General features: G+C 69.2%; 19 protein-coding genes. 11 read left to right on the top strand and 8 right to left on the bottom strand.

Translation table 11 applies throughout. The features are described 5' to 3' along the window. Nucleotides 1–62: 62 nt before the first annotated feature. Nucleotides 63–848 carry an IclR family transcriptional regulator gene (locus DMH01_RS05375; protein WP_125673968.1) on the bottom strand — a complete coding sequence of 262 codons (786 nt, stop codon included), beginning with the start codon at nt 846–848 and terminating at the stop codon, nt 63–65. Between the two features lie 153 nt (nt 849–1,001). On the opposite strand from DMH01_RS05375, the gene DMH01_RS05370 reads away from it, so the two are divergent. The 8 genes from DMH01_RS05370 (at nt 1,002) to secA (ending at nt 12,074) form a co-directional block, all read left to right on the top strand. After that, nucleotides 1,002–1,319: a bifunctional 3-phenylpropionate/cinnamic acid dioxygenase ferredoxin subunit gene (locus DMH01_RS05370; RefSeq protein WP_125673967.1), complete on the top strand. Its 318-nt coding sequence runs from the start codon at nt 1,002–1,004 to the stop codon at nt 1,317–1,319. Further along, entirely contained in the window at nt 1,316–2,452 is a 1,137-nt protein-coding gene (locus DMH01_RS05365) for an NAD(P)/FAD-dependent oxidoreductase (protein WP_125673966.1), read from the top strand. The genes DMH01_RS05370 and DMH01_RS05365 overlap by 4 nt, the downstream gene beginning before the upstream one ends. A gap of 111 nt (nt 2,453–2,563) precedes the next feature. Further along, nucleotides 2,564–3,241, top strand: coding sequence for an MtrAB system response regulator MtrA (gene mtrA, locus DMH01_RS05360; protein WP_005150760.1), 678 nt, complete (start codon nt 2,564–2,566; stop codon nt 3,239–3,241). Between the two features lie 7 nt (nt 3,242–3,248). Beyond that, nucleotides 3,249–4,964 (top strand): MtrAB system histidine kinase MtrB, encoded by a 1,716-nt coding sequence (gene mtrB / locus DMH01_RS05355; protein ID WP_125673965.1) that lies wholly within the window; start codon nt 3,249–3,251, stop codon nt 4,962–4,964. Further along, entirely contained in the window at nt 4,961–6,688 is a 1,728-nt protein-coding gene (locus DMH01_RS05350; protein ID WP_125673964.1) for an LpqB family beta-propeller domain-containing protein, read from the top strand. Before mtrB ends, DMH01_RS05350 begins: the two co-directional genes overlap by 4 nt. A 454-nt stretch (nt 6,689–7,142) precedes the next feature. Continuing rightward, nucleotides 7,143–7,781 (top strand): ComF family protein, encoded by a 639-nt coding sequence (locus DMH01_RS05340; protein WP_125673962.1) that lies wholly within the window; start codon nt 7,143–7,145, stop codon nt 7,779–7,781. A gap of 552 nt (nt 7,782–8,333) precedes the next feature. Beyond that, nucleotides 8,334–9,020 (top strand): ribosome hibernation-promoting factor, HPF/YfiA family, encoded by a 687-nt coding sequence (gene hpf, locus DMH01_RS05335; protein WP_125673961.1) that lies wholly within the window; start codon nt 8,334–8,336, stop codon nt 9,018–9,020. A 222-nt stretch (nt 9,021–9,242) separates the two neighbouring features. Further along, nucleotides 9,243–12,074, top strand: coding sequence for a preprotein translocase subunit SecA (secA, locus tag DMH01_RS05330; RefSeq protein ID WP_125673960.1), 2,832 nt, complete (start codon nt 9,243–9,245; stop codon nt 12,072–12,074). Nucleotides 12,075–12,140: 66 nt separating this feature from the next. On the opposite strand, the gene DMH01_RS05325 is transcribed toward secA, so the two are convergent. Further along, entirely contained in the window at nt 12,141–12,644 is a 504-nt protein-coding gene (locus DMH01_RS05325; protein WP_125673959.1) for an Rv3235 family protein, read from the bottom strand. Between the two features lie 111 nt (nt 12,645–12,755). Here DMH01_RS05325 and DMH01_RS05320 point away from each other — a divergent pair, with 111 nt between their 5' ends. Next, complete coding sequence (locus DMH01_RS05320; RefSeq protein WP_125673958.1) at nt 12,756–13,160, top strand: HAD-IA family hydrolase; 405 nt, start codon at nt 12,756–12,758, stop codon at nt 13,158–13,160. Here the strand turns inward: DMH01_RS05320 and DMH01_RS05315 are convergent. Continuing rightward, nucleotides 13,135–13,914, bottom strand: a complete 780-nt coding sequence (locus tag DMH01_RS05315) for an RNA methyltransferase (protein ID WP_034305196.1) — start codon at nt 13,912–13,914, stop codon at nt 13,135–13,137. The two genes, DMH01_RS05320 and DMH01_RS05315, sit on opposite strands and share 26 nt — an antisense overlap. Nucleotides 13,915–13,948: 34 nt before the next feature. On the opposite strand from DMH01_RS05315, the gene DMH01_RS05310 reads away from it, so the two are divergent. Together DMH01_RS05310 and DMH01_RS05305 are read left to right on the top strand one after the other, a co-directional pair. Further along, nucleotides 13,949–15,355 (top strand): wax ester/triacylglycerol synthase family O-acyltransferase, encoded by a 1,407-nt coding sequence (locus tag DMH01_RS05310; RefSeq protein WP_125673957.1) that lies wholly within the window; start codon nt 13,949–13,951, stop codon nt 15,353–15,355. Continuing rightward, the gene (locus DMH01_RS05305; RefSeq protein ID WP_125673956.1) at nt 15,352–15,843 is read left to right on the top strand and encodes a hypothetical protein; all 492 of its coding nucleotides are present in this window, start codon (nt 15,352–15,354) and stop codon (nt 15,841–15,843) included. Before DMH01_RS05310 ends, DMH01_RS05305 begins: the two co-directional genes overlap by 4 nt. A gap of 71 nt (nt 15,844–15,914) precedes the next feature. Here DMH01_RS05305 and DMH01_RS05300 read toward each other — a convergent pair whose 3' ends face one another. The 5 genes from DMH01_RS05300 to DMH01_RS05280 all read right to left on the bottom strand — a co-directional run bounded on the left by DMH01_RS05300 (nt 15,915) and on the right by DMH01_RS05280 (nt 20,313). Beyond that, nucleotides 15,915–16,799 (bottom strand): NAD(P)-dependent oxidoreductase, encoded by an 885-nt coding sequence (locus DMH01_RS05300; RefSeq protein ID WP_125673955.1) that lies wholly within the window; start codon nt 16,797–16,799, stop codon nt 15,915–15,917. Nucleotides 16,800–16,860: 61 nt separating this feature from the next. Then, a complete protein-coding gene (locus DMH01_RS05295; protein WP_125673954.1) occupies nt 16,861–17,655 on the bottom strand; it encodes a hypothetical protein in 795 nt (264 codons plus the stop codon). Between the two features lie 71 nt (nt 17,656–17,726). Continuing rightward, nucleotides 17,727–18,398 (bottom strand): hypothetical protein, encoded by a 672-nt coding sequence (locus DMH01_RS05290; RefSeq protein ID WP_125673953.1) that lies wholly within the window; start codon nt 18,396–18,398, stop codon nt 17,727–17,729. Nucleotides 18,399–18,537: 139 nt separating this feature from the next. After that, on the bottom strand, nt 18,538–19,410 hold the full coding sequence (locus tag DMH01_RS05285; RefSeq protein WP_125673952.1) for a hypothetical protein: 873 nt from the start codon (nt 19,408–19,410) through the stop codon (nt 18,538–18,540). After that, on the bottom strand, nt 19,411–20,313 hold the full coding sequence (locus DMH01_RS05280) for a hypothetical protein (protein ID WP_125673951.1): 903 nt from the start codon (nt 20,311–20,313) through the stop codon (nt 19,411–19,413). Between the last annotated feature and the right edge of the window lie 4 nt (nt 20,314–20,317).

Raw genomic sequence — 20,317 nt, 5'->3', positions numbered from 1 at the left:
CTTCAGCAACAAAGTGCGGCACGTGCGGGCGCGCTGTCAAGAGCCCGAAGAGGTCGGCCTCTTCACTCGGGGAAGTACCCCAGCTGCGCCGAAAGATCCGCCGACGCCTCGGTCAGCGGCCGGACGATCTGTCGCACGCGCTGTTTCGAAAGCCGGTACGACGGGCCCGAAGCGCTCATCGCCGCGACGACGTCGCCGCCGGGGCCGCGCACCGGCACCGCGACCGCGTGCATCCCCAGCTCCAGCTCCTCGAAACAGGCCGCGTACCCGTCCTCGGCGACCCGCTCCAGCTCGGCGGCCAGCTCCTCCGGGTCGACCGTGGTCCGCGGTGTGAACCGTTCGAGCTTCCGCCGGAGCAAACGTTTGCGCTCGACGTCGCCCAGGTACGCGAGCAGCACCTTTCCGCTGGACGTCGCGTGCAGGGGAGTGCGCTGCCCGGTCCAGTTCTGCGTGGAGATCGCGGCCGAGCCGCGGGCCTGGCTGACGTTGATCGCGACGCCGTCGTCGGCGATCGCGATGTTGACCGTCTCGCCGAGCGTCTCCGCCAGGCCCTGGCAGGTCTGTCTGCCGAGTTTCGCCAGGTCCATCCGGCCGGTGGCGGCGCCGGCGAGCCGGACGACGCCGAAACCGATCGCGTACTTCCCGCGTTCGCCGAGCTGCTCGACGAGGCCGCGGTTCTCCAGGACGCTCAGCAGGCGCGACGCCGTGGACTTGTGCACGCCGAGTTCGCCCGCGATCTCGGTGATCCCGGTTTCCCCGTTGCGCGCCAGCAGTTCCAGCACGCTGATCGCACGGTCGACGGACTGCACCTGACTGGGCGTTGCGTTCCCCGCGTCCTGGTTCCGCATGACGCAACAGTAGCCGTTTCGCCCGGATCCGCTCGGCTGAGTGGGCGAATCCCTTGACGTACCGGCCCCTCGGGGGTGATTGTTGCGCAGAGCACGTCCCGTCTCGTAATACGCAACATCAACAAACCGTCGGTCCTTTCCCCGGAGGCCCCGATGATCCGTGCCTGCTCCGTCTCCGAACTGCCCGAAGGCGAAGCCCTCCGCTTGCCGGGCCCCGTTCCCGTCTCGGTCTTCCATGCCGAGGGCGCCTATTACGCCCTCGACGACACCTGCAGCCATCAGGACGCGTCGCTCGCGGACGGCTGGATCGAGGGCTGCTACGTCGAATGCCCGTTGCACGCCGCGCGCTTCGACCTGCGGACCGGCGCCCCGGACTGCCTGCCCGCCAAGAACCCCGTGCGCACGTACCCGGTCGTGATCGCGGACGGCGTGATCTACGTGGACACCGAGGCGCGCCGGGAAGTGGCTTGAGATCGGTCGCCGTCGTCGGCACCTCCCTTGCCGGGCTTCGCGCGGCACAGGAGTTGCGCGGGCGTGGTTTCGACGGGCGGCTGGTGATGATCGGCGCCGAGCCGCCGTACGACCGGCCGCCGCTGTCGAAGGATTTCTTGCTGGGCAAGGTTTCCGACGACGATCTCGCGCTCGCCGGGCAGGACGATCTCGACGCGCTGTCCGCCGAATGGCATCTCGGTGTCCGCGCCGAGAAGCTCGGCCGCGAAGGCGTGACGCTCGGCGACGGCACCACGATCGCCGCCGACGGCTACGTCATCGCGACCGGTGCGGTGGCCAGAACCCTCGACGCGGCAAGGAATCTGTCCGGCGTCCACACCTTGCGGACCCTCGGCGACGCGGTCGCGCTGAAAGCCGCTCTCGCGGCGGGGCCTTCCTCGGTCGTCGTCATCGGCGGGGGATTCATCGGCGCGGAGGTCGCGTCCGCGTGCCGTCTGCTCGGGCACGAAGTGACCGTGGTCGAGGCGATGCCGGTGCCGCTCGCCTCCGTCCTCGGCGCGCGGATGGGCGCGGTGTGCGGGGAACTGCACGCCGAGAACGACGTCCGGCTGATCACGGGCGTCCCCGTCGCGGGGTTCGCCGGCGGCGGTCGCGTCACCGGCGTGCGGCTCGCCGACGGCCGCGAGCTCGCCGCCGATCTCGTCGTCGCCGGAGTGGGGGCGCGGCCCGCCACCGAATGGCTCACCGGCTCCGGGCTCGCCGTCGACGACGGGGTGCTGGTCGATTCCGGCTGTGTCACAGCGAATCCCCGAGTGATCGCGGTGGGTGACGTCGCGCGGTACCGCTGTCCCCGTCGCGGCAAGCGGGTTCGCGCCGAACACTGGACGGCGGCCTCGGACCAGCCGGGCGTCGCGGTCGCGAATCTGCTCGCCGGCTCGACCGTCACGCATTTCGCACGACACGGTTACTTTTGGTCCGATCAGTACGGACGGCGGCTTCAATTCGCCGGAGTGGCCACGGAAGACGTGCGGATCGCCGAAGGTGACGTCGCCGCGAAGCGGTTCGTCGCGACGTATCACCGCGGCGATGTCCTGGCCGGTGTGTTCGCGATCGACTCCCCGAGGCCCTTCACCAGGCTCCGACGTGAGATCTAGGGCCCCAAGACCCTACTCGGATGGAGCAATTTGCCCGATTCGATGATCTTTCTGGTGGTCACATCGCCGGGTCGCGCGCTCGCGCGGGGAAACTAGTGCGAACATAGGTTTATGAAGGCACGTGTTCTGGTCGTCGACGACGACCCTGCTCTCGCGGAGATGCTCACCATCGTGCTGCGTGGGGAGGGGTTCGACACAGCCGTCGTGGCCGACGGCTCACGGGCGCTGCCCGCGCTTCGTGAGCTGAAACCGGACCTGGTCCTCCTCGACCTCATGCTGCCCGGGATGAACGGCATCGACGTCTGCAAGGCGATCCGGGCCGAGTCCGGCGTGCCGATCGTGATGCTCACCGCCAAGAGCGACACCGTGGACATCGTCCTCGGGCTCGAGTCGGGGGCCGACGACTACGTGGTCAAGCCCTTCAAACCGAAGGAGCTCGTGGCCCGCGTCCGCGCCAGGATGCGCCGCACCGAGGCCGAGCCCGCCGAGTCGCTGACGATCGGCGACCTCGCGATCGACGTCCCCGGCCACGAGGTGACGCGCGAGGGCAAGGCCATCCCGCTGACCCCGCTCGAGTTCGACCTGCTGGTCGCGCTCGCGCGCAAGCCGCGTCAGGTGTTCACCCGCGAGGTGCTGCTCGAGCAGGTGTGGGGCTATCGCCACGCCGCCGACACCCGGCTGGTCAACGTGCACGTCCAGCGGCTGCGCTCGAAGGTCGAGAAGGACCCGGAACACCCCGAGGTGGTGTTGACCGTTCGCGGCGTCGGGTACAAGGCCGGCCCGCCGTGATGACCCCATGAACGGACGCTTGCGAAAGCTCGCCCAGACCACGATGCGCCACTTCCGGCGCATCGTGGTTTTCGTGCGCCGCAAGGTCGTCTCGTTCAACGAACTGTGGCGGCATTCGCTGCAGTTCCGGGTCACGGTGTCCACGCTGGCGCTGTCGTCGGCCGTGGTGTTCGTGCTGGGCATGGTGCTGCAGAACCAGATCACCGAACGGCTGCTGGAGACCAAGCAGAACGCGGCGATCGCGCAGACGCGGGCGGTCGTCGAGACCGCGGCCGGCGAACTGATCGGCGTCGGCACCGAAAGCCCCGAAGCGCTGACCGCGCGGATGAAGAACGCGCTAAAGAAGATCACCAGCACGACGTCGTCGCAGGACAGCGCCGGATCGGCCGCGGGCACCTTCGAACCGGTGCTGGCCGCGGGCGGCCGCGACCAGTCGAGCAGGCCGGTGGCCGCGGGCCCCTACGACCGGGTCCCGGAGCGGTTGCGCCAGTTCGTGGAGACCGAGCAGGTCAGCCACCTGATCCACACGGTCACCGACGCCGACGGCGGCAAGACGACGTATCTGATCGTCGGCGCGCCGGTGAGCACGATGATCAACCCGCTCCAGCTCTACCTGCTGTACCCGCTCACCAGCGAGCAGAACACCGTCTCGACCGTGCAGAACACGCTGCTCGTCGGCGGGCTCGTGCTGCTGCTCCTGCTGGCCGGGATCACGAACCTGGTCACCAGGCAGGTGGTCCGGCCGGTCCGGCAGGCCGCCGCGGCGGCCGAACAGTTCGCGGGCGGGGCACTCGACCAGCGCCTCGCCGTGCTCGGCGAGGACGATCTGGCCAAACTCGCCGTGTCCTACAACGAGATGGCCGCGAGCATCCAGCGGCAGATCCGCCAGCTGGAGGAGTTCGGCGGTCTGCAGCGCCGGTTCACCTCCGACGTCTCGCACGAGCTGCGGACCCCGCTGACCACCGTCCGGATGGCCGCCGACGTGCTGCACGCGTCGCGCGAACAGTTCCCGGCAGGGCTCGCGCGCTCCACCGAACTGCTGGTCGACGAGCTGGACCGGTTCGAGGCGCTGCTCGGCGACCTGCTGGAGATCAGCAGGCTCGACGCGGGCGTCGAGGAGCTTTCCGCCGAGCTGATCGACGTCCGGCCGATCGCGACCAGGGCCGTCGAGCAGGTCCGGGTGATCGCGGGCAACGCGGGCAGTTCGGTCGAACTGGTCCTCCCGGAGGAGGAGGCGCACGCCGAGGTCGACGCGCGCCGCGTCGAGCGGATCCTGCGCAACCTGCTGGCCAACGCGGTGGACCACAGCGAAGGGAACCCGGTGGTGCTGACCCTCGCGGTCAACGAGACCGCGGTCGCCATCACCGTGCGGGACCACGGTGTCGGACTGCGGCCGGGCGAAGCGGAACTGGTGTTCAACCGGTTCTGGCGCGCCGACCCGTCCCGTAACCGCCGCACCGGCGGTACCGGGCTCGGCCTCGCGATCAGCCAGGAGGACGCCCGGTTGCACGGCGGCGTGCTCGACGCGTGGGGCGAAACCGGCGACGGCGCCTGTTTCCGGCTCGTGCTGCCGCGGCGGCAGGACACGCCGATGGGGGAGAGCCCGCTGGTCCTGCCACCGCCCGATCACACTCCGACGGACACGCACGGATCGTCCGGCCTGCTCGAAGTCCGCCCCGCCCCCGACGCGATCCTCGCCGAGCCAGAGGAGGTCGGCCGGTGAAACGGCTCCTGCCCCTGCTCGCGGTGTTGCTGCTGCTCGCGGGCTGCGCGAACATCCCGCTCGAATCCCAGCCCGTCGTCGTCTCCGGGGACAAACCCGGCCAGGTGCCGGCGGACGTCGCCGAACCGGCGGCCGGGATCGACCCGCTGACCGTCACCCGCCAGTTCATCCGCAACTCCGCGACCCCGGGCACGGCGAACGCCGACGCGCGGGTGTACCTCGACGAGGAAGCCCGGCGCAACTGGAAGCCGTCGCAGGGGCTGACGATCATCGACGACACCTTCGGCACCGTTTACGACACCGCGTCGTCGTCGGGGAACCCGGACGAGCAGGTGGTGAACGTCCGCGGGTTCAAACTGGGCAACCTGAGCCCCGACAGCGCGTTCATCCCGGTGAAGGCCGAGTACTCGCAGCAGTTCAAACTGCGGAAGCAGCCGAACGGCCAGTGGCGGATCGTGGACCCGCCGCAGGAGCTCGCCGTCACCGACGAGGATTTCGCGCTCAACTACTTCCGGGTGCCGATCAGCTTCTACTCGACCGACTCGGGCGCCTTCGTCCCCGACCTCCGCTACGTCGCGGCGAAACCGCAGGCCGGATTGCCCGGCCGGGTGATGGACCTGGTGCTGCAGGGACCCTCCGAAGGGCTGAAGGGCGCGGTCAAGGACCTGCTCGGCGACCAGGTCACCACCGAAAGCAACGTCCGCAGCACGGACGACGGGACCCTGGACATCAACCTGACCGGCGTCGGCGGGGCCAGCCCCGCGGACCGGAGCCTGATCGCCGCGCAGATCGTCCTCTCGCTGCAGACGGTGACGCTGAGCCGGATCCGGCTGCTGGCCGACGGCGCCGCGCTGGTGCCGGACCACGAGTACTGGCGCGCCAGCGAACTGCCCAACTACAACGTGGACATCGCGCCCAACTCGGAACTGCAGGGACTGATGACCGTGAACGGCCGGGTCCGGTCGCTCGAGAACGGGCAGCCGGTCGGCGGGCCCGCGGGCAACGGCGGGTACAAGGTCGTCAGCGCCGCGCAGTCCGTCGACGGGAAACGGCTCGCGGTGGTCGAAGAACGCGACGGAAGGCAGTGGCTCCGGGTCGGCGACCTAGGGCACGAGCTCGCTTCGGTGGATCTGTTCGGCGGCAGCCTGAGCCGCCCCACCTGGCGCCCGGTCGCCCGTGGGGGCGGGGTCTCCGGCGAGGTCTGGACGGTCGTCGACCACAACACCGTCGCCAGGGTCACCCTGGCCGCGGACGGCCGCTGGGTGAAGGCAGGCGTCGACGCGACCATGCTCACCGGCCTCGGCCAGATCACCGAACTGCGCCTTTCGCGCGACGGCTCGCGGCTGGCCGCCGTGGTCAACGGGCAGCTGGTGGTCGCCTCGATCGTGCGGACGGCGGACTCGGTGGCCCTGCGGGCGCCGCGGAAACTGCAGGAACGCGACCTCAAGGACGTCGTCGACGTCGACTGGGCGACCCAGGACCACCTGATCGCCGCGACGTCGTCGACCTCGCTGCCGGTGGTCAAGGTGCCGCTGGACGGGCAGCGGATGGACGCGTTCAACAGCTCCAACCTGACCCCGCCCGTGCACGGCGTCACCGCGGCGCCGAGCAGGCAGAACCTGGTCGCGGACGCGGGCGGGCTGTGGGTCGCCTCCGAGCTGGGCGAAGTCTGGCGGCCGCAGGCGCACACCGTCACCGATGCGGACCCCTTCTACCCGGGCTGAGCGGTTCTGAAGTACATGAAGGCCCCCTTCCTTGCGCCAGGCGCAAGGAAGGGGGCCTTCATGTACTTGGCAGGTGTGAAGGGTCGCTTCGCGGTACTTCGGGCGGCCCGGACGTTGCGAAAGCCACTTTCGCAACCTTCAACGTTGCGAAAGTGGCTTTCGCAACGTGCCAACCCCGCCTGCCCGTTCCCCGGCGGGAGCAAGGGACCTTTAGTAGCACTAGCTTTCCTAGCGGTGCTAGCGACCCGTCTGTGGTTGCGGAAGTTCGTGAAGGCCTCCTTCCCTACTCTCAGGGTAGGGAAGGAGGCCTTCACGGACCGAGACCCAAGCACCCGGGAGCCTTCTCGAAAACTGCGGTCCTGACTGGTCCCCTTAGGACGAAAAGGGTCCAAACCGGACCTCTCACGACACACCGGGCGCCGGAACTGTCGGAGCCCCGGCCGACACTCACCCCATGTCCAAACTCCTGGATCTCCTCATCCCCGCCCGCTGCGCGTCCTGCGGAGCACCGGGCGCGCCCTGCTGCGCCACTTGCCACACCGTCTGGGGTTCGCTCGCCGAAATCGCCCGCGGCCCGACGTCGGGTCTCGTGCCCGTGTACGCCCTGGCCCCCTACGCCGACGAGGCCCGTCGCCTGATCCTTGCCTACAAGGAACGCGGCCGCCGCGACCTCGCCCCCTCCTTCGGGCAGGCGATCGCCGAAGCACTCGTCCAGCTGCCCGACCCGGAGCCCGAACCTTGTCTCGTCCCGGTCCCTTCGCGACGGTCCGCGTCGCGCGTGCGCGGCGGGCCGCACGTCCGGCGCGTCGCCGACGAATGCGTGAAAGCGCTAAGAGGCAAGGGAAAATCCGCGACCGTGGCGCCGGTACTCAGGCTCGGATCCGGTGCTCGTGACGCCGTGGGGCTCAGTCGCGCCGAGCGGGTGTCGAACCTGGACGGACGCCTGCGCCTGGTCCCGGGAGGCCGTCCGGACAAGGTCGTTCTCCTTGACGACGTGATCACAACCGGAGCGACCGCCGCCGCTTGTACGCGCTTTTTGGACATAAGCGGAATTCACGTTTCGGCGGTGGTGGCGCTGGCCGCCGCCGGGTGATCGGGCTGTCACCTACAAGAGTGATGAATGATCGGGAACGGGAATGGGTACAAGGGCGTTGACGAGATATGAGGGAGCTTGAGGGGAACACTCCGACGGCCCGCCACTCCACCGGGGTGGCGGCGGATTCCCTCGGGGCCGGTGTCCTAGGCACCCTCCGCATTTTCCTGTCCGAAGCCTTGCGCCGTCCGCGTGAAAACAAATCACGGGGACGACGCCCGACAGGCCGGATTGTCGCGCTGGCCGCGCGGTCTTCGTCGCGTGCGGTGACGAGGTCTCACGTCCTGATATCCCCCGGCTCGGGGGCTGTTGCTCGCGGCGTGATGCAGCTAACGTGCAGCGCTATCAGCAATCCCGGCAGGCAGGGAGGTGACCAGCCCATGTCCCTGGCGCCGGAGCCGCGCTGAGTCCGCGCTCGGACATCCGACACGAGACGTCGTGACCGTATGCCGAGTTCCCTCATCGCCCGCGATCCGGGCTTCGTCCCCGCATTACCGGCGCCCTAGTGAACACATCTACAGCTCGCAGTCATTTCAGCGAGGGAGGTCGTGTATGGACATCGTCGTTAAGGGCCGCAACGTGGAGGTGCCCGACCACTATCGGGCACTCGTCAGCGAAAAGCTGGCCCGGCTAGAGCGCTACGACAAGAAGGTCATCCGTTACGACGTGGAGCTCTTCCACGAGCCCAATCGCCGGCAGTCGAAGAACTGCCAGCGCGTCGAAATCACCGGTAAGGGCCGCGGCCCCGCCGTACGCGCCGAAGCGTGTGCCGGCGACTTCTACGCAGCGCTGGATTCCGCACTGAACAAGCTCGAAAACAGGTTGCGGAAGACACACGACCGCCGGCGCGTGCACTACGGCCGCAGCCGCCCGGAATCCGTCGCCGAGGCGACTTCGATGGCGGCCGCCGGTGGCATGACCACCGACACCCGACATCTGGCGGGTACCGCTGTACTCGAGGCGCCGGAGGCCGAACCCATGGCCAACGGTTTCGCCGTCGAGAGCGGTGACTTCGAGATGCCCCAGCAGCGCTGGGATGACGGGGTGACCGAACACCAGCCCGGTCGCATCGTCCGCGAGAAGAAGCATGACGCGGAGCCCATGACGGTCGACCAGGCTCTCTACGAGATGGAACTGGTCGGTCACGACTTCTACCTGTTCAACGACTCCGACGCCGGGTGCCCGAGCGTCGTCTATCGGAGGCGAGGCTTCGACTACGGCGTCATCCGGCTGAGTTAGCCGGCCCCACGTCCAGACGGCGGCCCGCACGCGTCCCGTGCGGGCCGCCGTCATGTCCGGATCAGGCGCGGTGCGGCAGGTACCGACAGACGGTGCGTGCGCGAACACCGAGGTGTTCCCTACGATGGGGGCGGACGGTGGTGCGTTACCAGGCGCCGCCGCGTACGAGATTGCCCGGGACCGGCTCGGGTGCGATCACAATCAGCTAGTGAGGTCGACCGGATGGTGCTGAACCGCCTGCTCCGCGCGGGCGAGGGCAAAATGGTGAAGCGGCTGCGACACATCGCCGATCACATCAACACCCTCGAAGACGACGTCAAGGACCTTTCGGACTCCGCGCTGCGGGCCAAGACCGACGAGTTCCGTAAACGGCACGCGGACGGCGAGTCCCTCGACGACCTCCTGCCGGAGGCCTTCGCGGTGGCGAGGGAGGCGGCCTGGCGCGTGCTCGGTCAGCGGCCCTACGACGTCCAGCTGATGGGCGGCGCCGCGCTGCACCTCGGCCAGGTCTCCGAGATGAAGACCGGTGAGGGCAAGACCCTGACCCAGGTCCTCCCCGCGTACCTGAACGCCGTCTCCGGCAAGGGCGTGCACGTCATCACGGTGAACGACTACCTCGCCAAACGTGACGCCGAGTGGATGGGCCGCATCCACCGCTTCCTCGGCCTCGAGGTCGGGGTCATCCTGGCCGACCAGACGCCCGAGGTCCGCCGCCAGCAGTACGCCGCCGACATCACGCACGGCACGAACAACGAGTTCGGCTTCGACTACCTCCGCGACAACATGGCGTGGAGCCTCGAAGACTGCGTGCAGCGCGGCCACAACTTCGCGATCGTCGACGAGGTGGACTCCATCCTCATCGACGAGGCCAGGACGCCGCTGATCATCTCCGGCCCGGCCGACCAGTCCTCGCGCTGGTACATCGAGTTCGCTCGGATGACCCCGCTGATGAAGCCGGACGTCCACTACGAGGTGGACATCCGCAAGCGCACCGTCGGTGTCACCGAGAAGGGTGTCGCGTTCGTCGAGGACCAGCTCGGCATCGACAACCTCTACGAGGCCGCGAACACGCCGCTGGTCGGCTACCTGAACAACGCGCTGAAGGTCAAGGAGCTCTACAAGCGCGACAAGGACTACATCGTCCGTGACGGCGAAGTCCTCATCGTCGACGAGTTCACCGGCCGCATCCTGCACGGCCGCCGCTACAACGAGGGCATGCACCAGGCGATCGAGGCCAAGGAAGGCGTCGAGATCAAGGCCGAGAACCAGACGCTCGCCACGATCACGCTGCAGAACTACTTCCGGCTCTACGACAAGCTGGCGGGTATGACCGGTACCGCCGAGACCGAGGCGGCCGAGTTCCACCAGACCTACAAGCTGGGTGTGGTGCCGATCCCGACCAACAAGCCGATGGTCCGCGCCGACCAGGCCGACCTGATCTACAAGACCGAGCAGGCCAAGTTCGAGGCCGTCGCCGAGGACATCGCCGAGCGGCACGAGAAGGGCCAGCCGGTGCTGGTCGGCACGACGAGTGTCGAGAAGTCCGAGCACCTGTCGAAGCTGCTGCTGAAGCTGGGTGTCCCGCACGAGGTCCTCAACGCCAAGCACCACGACCGGGAGGCGCTGATCGTCGCCCGCGCCGGGCGCAAGGGCGCGGTCACGGTCGCCACGAACATGGCGGGCCGCGGTACCGACATCGTGCTCGGCGGCAACCCGGACATCATCGCCGACGAGGTGCTGCGCGACCGCGGCCTCGACCCGGTGGAGCACTCCGAGGAGTACGAGGCCGCCTGGCCGAAGGTGCTCGAGGAGATCCAGGCGGAGACCAAGGCCGAGGCCGACGAGGTCCGCGAGGCCGGTGGGCTGTACGTGCTCGGCACGGAGCGGCACGAGTCGCGCCGGATCGACAACCAGCTCCGCGGTCGTTCCGGCCGTCAGGGTGACCCCGGCGAGTCCCGGTTCTACCTGTCGCTCGGTGACGAGCTCATGCGCCGCTTCAACGCGACGATGGTCGAGCGCGTCATGACCACCATGCGGCTGCCGGACGACGTGCCGATCGAGCACAAGATGGTCTCCAAGGCGATCAAGAGCGCTCAGACGCAGGTCGAGCAGCAGAACATGGAGATCCGCAAGAACGTCCTCAAGTACGACGAGGTCATGAACGAGCAGCGCAAGGTGATCTACGCCGAGCGCCTGCGCGTCCTCGAGGGCGAGGATCTCCGCGAGCAGATCGAGCACATGCTGGTCGACGTCATCAACGCGTACGTCACCGAAGAGACCGCCACGGGCTACTCCGAGGACTGGGACCACGAGAAGCTGTGGACGGCGCTGAAGCAGCTGTACCCGGTCAAGGTCACCTGGGAAGAGCTCACCGAGGACGACGACCTCGACGCCGACAAGCTGCGTGAGGCGCTGCTCGAAGACGCCCACCGCGCGTACGACGAGCGCGAAGCCGAGATCGACGCGAAGGTCGGCGAAGGCGCGATGCGCAGCCTGGAGCGCCAGGTGATGCTCACCGTGCTCGACCGTAAATGGCGTGAGCACCTCTACGAGATGGACTATCTCAAGGAGGGCATCGGCATGCGGGCCCTGGCTCAGCGCGACCCGGTCATCGAGTACCAGCGCGAGGGCTACGACATGTTCCGCGCGATGCTGGAGTCGCTGAAGGAGGAGGCCGTCGGCTTCCTGTTCAACCTCCAGGTCGAGCAGGCCGAGCCCACCACCCCGGCACCGGAGTCGGCGTCCGCGCTGCCCGCCGGTGTCGGCGCCGGGAACGGCCAGGCCGCCAACGGTGACGGCAGGCACGCCCGTCCGACGCCTCCGCAGGCGCCGGCGACCGACACCGAGTCCGTGCCGTCCGCCTTGCGGGGCAAGGGACTCGGCGGCGGTTCGCAGTCCGGGCTGACCATGTCGGGCCCGTCCGAGGACGGTGGCGTCGAGTCGCATTCGGACAGTGCCGGCAGCGCCGGTGGCGACCAGAGCGGAACCCGGCGGGAGCGTCGCGCCGCGCAGCGCGCCTCCCAGAAGAAGGGCAAGAAGGGCCCGCGCCGCTAAAAGGCCCCAAGCGCGTGAAGGCCCCCTTCCCTCGGTTGAGCCGGGGGAAGGGGGCCTTCACGCGTATCAGGCCGCGAGCGCGGAGACCCGGCGCGGCGGCTTCAGCAGGTGGAAGCGGGTGCACACCCAGCCCGACGGCGTCCGCTCGAAGCGGGCGGCCAGGGCGAGGCAGCGTCCGTTCTGTTCGACGGTCGCGCAGGCTTCGACGACGCCGTCCGCCGGATGCCCCAGGTGGACCGACTTCGGCCGGTAGCCGCCCGAGGGACGGCGGCGGCCTCGGTCGAGCAGGGCGCTGTGCAGCGCGGGGTCGAGGATGGGCCGCACCTGGACCGCCGGACGGCGCCCGTCGCAGGCTTCGAGGATGGTGGTCAGCAGCCTGCCGACCTGCTTGCCGTCGGGGGTGTCCGGACGCGGCCGTGGTTCCTCCACGACGGCTTCGCCGAACAGCGGCAGGTCCAGCACGAGCTGGTTGTCCGGCGGCGGCGCCCGGTGCATCAGGCTGTCCGGCCTGCCGTCGACCCGGTACGGCGGCTCGCACGGTTCAAGCCGTCTCAGTACGTACGACTTCATCTGACAGTCCCCTCCGCGGCCCCCTCGGCCGCGCCCAGCAACTAAGGGGCGGGCGGCGGGTGGAGCCGCGACAAGGACCGCCCGAGAGGATGAACCGGGCGGTGATCGCTTGTGTACGGTGGGCCGGTGCTGAAAGGGCTGGTCATCGACTACGTCGGGGTGCTCACGGACGCCGGCGCGGACGAGCTGTACGCCTTCCTGCTGGCGGCCAGGGAGCGCGGCATCAAAACGGCCTTGCTCTCGAACGCTCCCAGCGCGTCGGACGAGGCCAAACGGTCACTCGACCCGTTCTTCGACGCGCTCGTCTTCTCCGGCGAGGTCGGTGTGGCCAAACCCGAACGCGAGGTCTACCTGCTCACCGCGGGGCTGCTCGACCTGCCCGCCGACCGGTGCGTGTTCGTCGACGACGCCGCGCACAACGTCCGCGCGGCGGTGGCGGCCGGGATGGCGGGGGTGCACCACACTTCGGTCGAGGAGACGCTGACCGAGCTCAGCGCCTTGTTCCCGAAGCTTTAGCTCGGCGCACCAGCTCGAAGGACAGCACCGCGGCGGCGGCCGAGACGTTCAGCGACTCGACCTCGCCGGGCATCGGGATCGACACCCATTCCGTCACCAGTTCGCCGACCTCGGCGCCGACGCCGTTCGTCTCCCCGCCCAGCACGAAGGCCGCGCGCTGCGGCAGCTCGACGTCGAACACCGAACTCCGGGCGGAAGCGCCCAGCGCGAAGATCCCGTAGCCGGCTTCGGTGAGCATTTCGGCCGCCTCGCGCGCGCTGCCGCAGCGCAGCACCGGCGCGCGGAACGCGACGCCTGCCGAAGCCTTGACCACCATCGGGTCGAGGGCGGCGACCCCGCGCCGCGGCACCACGACGCCTTCCAAACCTGCTGCCGTCGCCGTGCGCAGGATCATCCCGACGTTGGCCGGGGTGGTGATGCCGTCGAGCAGCAGCACCCGCGACGGCGGCCTGCCGTCGGACAGGGCCGCGTGCAGGGAGCGCATCCGCGGGGCGACGACGTCGGCCAGCACGCCCTGGTCCTGTTTACCGTTGCCCGCCAGCACTTTGACGCGGTGCGCGCTCGCGCGCTGCACCGGCACCCCGGCGGCCTTGGCGGCACGCTGGATCTCGGCGGCGTTCGGCCCTCGCACGGTGTCGGCGAGGATCACCTTGTCCACCTCGAGCGCCGCGTCGTCCAAGGCCTCGAGCACCGGTTTGCGCCCGTACACCGTCAGGAACCGGTCCTTCGGCGAGATCACCGACTCATCACCCACACCGGCGAGTGTCCCACTATGTAAGGATCGGCCCATGCCCGACCGCCTCTCCGCGCTGGACGCCTCGTTCCTGTACGTGGAAGACCACTCGACCCCGATGCACGTCGGCGGGGTGGCGGTCTTCGAGCGGCCGCGCGACGGCTTCACCCACGAGCAGCTCCTGGACCTGATCGGGCAGCGCCTCGCGTTCCTGCCGCGTTACCGGCAGCGGGTGCTGGAGGTGCCGGGGCATCTCGCCCGGCCGGTGTGGGTCGACGACGTCGACTTCGACCTGAACTACCACGTCCGCCGGTCCGCGCTGCCGCAGCCGGGGTCCGACGGCCAGCTGTTCGATCTCGTGGCGCGGCTGATGTCGCGTCGGCTCGATCCGGGAAGGCCGCTCTGGGAGGCGTACTTCGTCGAGGGGCTCGCGGGAGACCGCGTCGCGCTGGTGACCAAGACGCATCAGTCCGTCGTGGACGGGCTGGGCACCATCGAGCTCGGGCAGCTCATCCTCGACGGCACCCCGCAGGAGCCGGAGCCGTTCGACGACACCTGGCATCCCCGCCGGGAACCGAGCCGTACGCAGCTGATCCTCGACGCGGTCGCCGAGACCGTGCAGCGGCCGACGGAGCTGGTGGAGAACGTCCGTTCCATCGCCCACGACGCCACCGCGATGGCGGGCAAGGTCACCGAAACGGTCGGAGACGTCGCGTCGGCGCTGAAGACCATGGTGAATCCGGCGCCGTCCGGGCCGCTCAACGTCCGCACCTCGGGCGGCCGCATGTTCGCCGTGGTCCGTACGCGGCTGGAGGATTTCCGCAAGGTCCGCGCCGCGCACGGCGGCACGGTCAACGACGTCGTGCTCGCCGCGATCACCGGCGCGCTGCGGGAATGGCTGCTTTCCCGCGGCTCGAACCTGACCGCGACGACCACCGTGCGCGCGCTGGTGCCGATGGCCGTCCGCGACGCCGAGACGGCCGAATACTCGACGCCGGCGCTGGTCGGGAACCAGGTCGACGCCTATCTGGTCGATCTCCCGGTCGGGGAGCCGAACGCGGTCCTGCGGTTGCAGCACATCGGGCACGCGATGGCGGACCACCTCGACTCCGGCCGGTCCGTCGCCGCGCGCGGGCTGCTGACGGTCGGCGGTTTCGCCCCGGCGACGCTGCATTCGCTGGGCGCGCGGGCGGCGGGGTCGATGTCGGGACGCATCTTCAACGTGCTGATCACCAACTCACCGGGCCCGCAGGTGCCGCTCTACGCGGGACAGGCGAAGATGGTGGAGATGTTCCCGGTCATGCCGCTGGTGCGCAATCAGGCGCTGGCGATCGGGGTCACCTCGTATCACGGGGGTGTCTACTTCGGACTGAACGGCGATCGCAAGGCCGTGTCCGATGTGGACCTGCTCGCCGGGATGATCGAGGAATCGTTGGAAGAGCTGAAGGGTGCGCACTGGTGAGGGTCTATCTACCGGCGACGATCGCGATGCTCCGTGAGCTCGAAACCACCGGCGAGTTCCGGGCGCGGAGTGGCACGGGATTCGCGCTGACCCCGGCGTTGCGGGAGTCCTACGCCAGCGGATCCGACGAAGAGCTCGAGTACGCCGCGCTGCTCGACGCCGCGAGGGCGTCGCTCCGGCTGATCGCGGCCGAGGAGAAGCCCGAGCCGCGGCGCGTGGTGATCTCGGCGGACGTCGAGGAGGTCACACTGCGCGCGGATCTCGACGCCGCCGTCGTCCGGCTGTCCGGGCCGGTGAAGATCGCCGACGTCGCCGCGATCCACGTCGACGCCGCCGAGGCCGCGGAGTCCGTGCGGGCCGCCGCCGCGGTGATCGACCAGGCCGACCTCGGCGACCCGGACGCGGAGTTCACCCTCGGCGACGCCGAAGACCACGAACTCGCCTGGTACGCGCCCCAAGAGCTCCCGTTCCTGCTGGAACTCCTCTAACCCCGCCCGCATTCAGTCCTCTGAACGCGGTCCTTGCACGCGCGACTACCGCATTCAGAGGACTGAACGCGTCAGAACCAGGACGGGCCGGGCACCGGGCGTTCGGGGCGCCAGCCGGTCGCCTCGGTGAGCCGGGTCGAGACGACGCGCTGCGAACGCGCCAGCACCGACATCAGGCCCAGCCGGTTCGCCAGCCACTTCGGCAGCGCGTGCGGACGGCGGACACCGGCCGCGGCGGCCATCGCCTCGCCGAGTTCCTGCTTCCGCACCGGATCCGCGGCCAGGTTGTAGACGCCGCTCGGTGCCCGCAGCGCCGCGATCGCGCCCGCCGCCGCGTCGTCCGGGTGGATCGCCGCGGTCCAGTCGGTCCGTCGGCCGAGGATCAACGGCGAACCGCGCCGCGCGGCAGCCAGCATCGTCGTGGTCATCGGATCGTCGGCGACCAGGAGCCCGATCCGCAGCCGGATCGCGGTGCGCCCCTCGTCCGCCAGTTCCGCGATGTTCGCGTGCGCCACCGTCGAAGACGCGATGTTGCCACGCAGCTCGAGGGGCGCGTCCTCGTCCAGTTCCTGGTCGCCGCCGTCGGCGTAGACGAACGAGATCCCTTCCTGCACCACGATCCCCACTTCGCCGACCCTGCGCACGGCGTCCGCCAGGGTCCGGCTGCCGGTGATCCGCACGCGGTCGTTCTCGGCCCAGCCGGACAACGTCATCGCGTGGCGCGTGTCCGGGATGCGGGTCGCGACGTTCAGCACCGCGTCGTGCCCGTTCAGCGCGCCTGCCAGGGAATCGACGTCGAACAGCGAACCTTGCACCGGTTTCGCGCCGGTCGCGCGCACCGCCGCGACCCGGTCCACCCCGCGGGCCAGCCCGCTCACTTCGTGACCTTCGGCCAGCAGCCGCCGCACCAGCGGACGCCCCAGCACCCCGGTCGCCCCGATCACCATCACCCGCATGTTCGTTCCTCCTGTCCTGCCTTCACGAGAAGGACGAGACGCGCGCGGGGAACGTGACGGGTCAGCCCGCCGGGATTTCCCCGATCTCCTCCGGCGGCGGCGCCTGGATGTCGGCCTGCGTGCCCCATTCGCTGTAGCTCGTGACGATCCGGGCCATCGCGCTGTCCGGGACACCCGAAGCGGCGAGAACCGGCGCGAGGTCGAGCACGATCCGCAACGGCCGGTGCGCATCGTCGAGCCAGACCTCCATGGGGATCTTCCCGAGCTTCCCCTGCAGTTCCCCGATGGCCTCGGCCGACAACCCGGCGGGCAGATCACCGCCCAGCGCGGCCATGTCGACGTCCAGCCGATAGTGCTCGGCGGGCACCCCGTCGAGTTCGGTGTGCCCGGATTCGACGAGCGTGCCCGCCTTCCGCACCTGGCCGAGCGTGCGGCCGGGGTCGTTCTGCTTCGCCAGCTGGTCGATACTGCCGCCGGCGACCTGCGAAAACGGGTCCGCGCCGTCGGGGGAGACCTTCACCCACGGCTTTCCGCCGGGGACGTCCTCGCGGGCGGCCTCCGGGACCTTGGCGAAGACGATCTTGTCGACGAGGCGGAGTTCGAGGGGTTCGCCGAGGAAGTCCGTGGTCATGGCCAGCGCGGTGCCCGCCCCCGCGACCCTCGCCTGTCCCTGGCTCTTCGACCGCATCGTGCCCGCGGTGACCTCGGTGACGAACTTCGCGGCCTTGCCGTCCATGGCGGACGTGGCTCCGTCGGCGAGCGCGCGGGCGTCGGCGAACGACACGGCTCCGCTGTCGCACGCGCCGAGCAGTGCGCCGAGTACGAGCAAGACGGTGGACAGGGCCGTTCTCCGCATGAGGACCTGCTTTCAAAGGCGGGCGCCCCAGCGAAACACAGCCGCGGTCCGCACCCCGATCGGGGGACGGCTCAGCGGCTGTCGCCAACCGCTTCCGGCGGCGGCGCGATGATCACGACATCCGAAGCCCAGCTGTCGTACTTGACCGTGGTCTTGCCGAGGGTGACCCGCACCGGGCGCTGCTCGCCGTCCAGCCACAGCTCGGCCGGGGCGCCGCCGAGATCGAGGGCGTACCGCGTGGCGGCCGTGCCGTCCACGTCGGTCTGTTCGGACTTGGTGACCTTGCCCGACTTCGAGATCCGGTCGATCGTCCGCGTCGGATCCATCGTCTCGACGACGTTCGTCAGCAACGCGCCGTTGGCCGCGGAGAGCGAATCCTTGCCGTCGGGCGTGATCTTGACCCATTCCTTGTCGGTCTTGAACTCCTGGACCTGCGTGTCCGACAGGTGGTAGTAGAGGACGCCGTCGGCGAAGATCAGGTCCCGTTTCTCACCCGCGACCTCGGCGACCATGGAGAACTTGCTGTTCGGGCCCTCGTAGAGCCCGGAACTGGTGACCACGACCTTGCGGCCGTCCTCCGCGGTGGTCTCGAGCGCGATCTTGGACGAGCGGGCCTTCTGCGTGCCCGCGGCGGCGGCCGAGGCCAGTTGCGCCGCGTCGTTCACCACCGGTTTTTCTTCCCCGGCACAGCCGCCCAGCAGCAGGAGAGCGGTACAGACGACGGCGAATCCGGTGGCACGCATGGGACTCCCTCGGGTGAATGGTCTGTACCACTACCGTAGCGCCTGGCGCGTGAATTTCCACCGTCCGATGGTCCGGAAGCGCGTGAAGGCCCCCTTCCCTCGGCTCAGCCGAGGAAGGGGGCCTTCACGCGCAAAAGGTCTAGCCGCCCATCAGCTCGATGTAGTCGGCGACCTCACCGTCGGGCGGCGGGGAGACATCGACGGCCACGCCCCAGTCGCTGTAGGTGTAGGTCGATTTGGCGTCGACCGACTCGGGCGCCCCCATCCCCTTCATGAGCGCGGTCATGTCCATGGTCATCTTCACCGGAAGCTGCTCGGCGTTGATCCACAGCTCGGCCGGAACCCGGAGGTCCTTGCCTTCGAGCCGCTTCTCGACGTCTGCCCGCTGGTCCGCGGGCAGGTCGTCGCCGAGGAACAGGTCGAACTGCTTCCGCATGTCGAATTCCACGAAGTAGTGGTTCACCGGCACGCCGTTCAGCTGGGTCTGTTCCGACTTGATGATCCTGCCGGTCTTTTCGACCATCTCCAGCTGCTTCGCCGGATCGCCCATCTCGAAGGACCGCTGCATGGCCTTCCCGATGGCCTTCCTCCGGGGTTCCTCGCTGTCCAGCGGGATCTTTCCCCAGGTCTTGGCCGTCTTGAACTGGGCCCGCTGCTCGCCGGACAGCTTGATGAACAGGACCCGGTCCACCAGCCGCATCCCGACCGTTTCGCCGTCGACGGTCATGTTCGCGTCGAGCTTCGTGGCGGGACCGTCGTAGAACGCCTTCACCGTGCCCGTGACCGCTTGGGCCCCGAGCATGCCGTCGATGGTCGTCGTGGAGGACTTCGCTTTCCGAGTTCCCTGCTTCGCGGCCTCGACGAGGCCGAGCGCGTCGGTGAACGGGGTGGCCAGCGCGAGCTCGCCGCCGCCCTTGGCGGGCTCGGGGGTCGCCTCCGGACGGGTGCCGCAGCCCGTGACCACGAGGGTCAGGGCCGCGGCGACCGCGACGAGTTTGAAGGTACGACGCATCTACCGGCCGCCGGCCTTCTTCATCATCTCCGCCAGGTCGCCGACCTGGTCGGCGGGCGGGGCGGTGATGTTCACCGGGCTGCCCCAGTCGGTGTACTTGACCGTGGTCTTGGCGACGCCGTCACCGGGGGCGCCCATGGCCTTCACGAACGCGGTCTGGTCCGAAACGACCTGCAGCGGGAGCTGGTCGGCGTTGAGCCACAGTTCGGTGGGGATGGTGACGTTCTTGCCCTTGAGCTTCGCGTCGAGCTGCTTCAGCACGTCGGCGGGCAGGGGGATGCCGATGTCGCCGACGACGAGGGCGATGGCCTTCTCGACCTCGATCTCGATGACGTAGTGGTTGGTCGGCTCACCGTTCAGCTCGACCTGGTCCGACTTCGTGATCTTGCCCGCCTTCGAGACCTGCTCGAGGGTGCGCGACGGGTCACTGTCCTTGATGGCCTTCGACATCATCTTGCCGAGCAGCTGCGAGATGGGGTCCTGGCCGTCGGCCGAGATCTTCACGTACGACTTGTCGGTCTTCATCTCGGCCTTGTCGGCCGCGTCGAGCTTGAAGTACAGCGCGCTGTCGACGAACACCACGTCCAGCTTCTTGCCGTCGCTGTCCATGGACATCGAGAACTTGGTGTTCTCGCCGTCGTACACGCCCTGTCCGGTCACCGTCTGCTTCTCGGTGCCGGCGACGCTCTCCATCGTCACCTTCGACGACTTGGCCTTCTTGGTGCTCTCGCGGGTCAGGGCCGCGAGCTGGATCGGGTCGCCGAGCGGCGCCGAAAGCAGGCTCTTCTGCTCGGTAGGAGCAGGAGCGGGGGCAGCCGCGCCGGGCTGCTTCTCGCCACCGCAGGCGGACAGCGCCAGGACGGCGGCCGTGGTGATGGCGGCGAGTGTGGTTACGCGCTTCAAGAGG

Source organism: Amycolatopsis sp. WAC 04182 (assembly GCF_003947465.1).
Classification (GTDB): Bacteria; Actinomycetota; Actinomycetes; order Mycobacteriales; family Pseudonocardiaceae; genus Amycolatopsis.
This window is presented reverse-complemented; position numbering and strand designations above follow the sequence as displayed.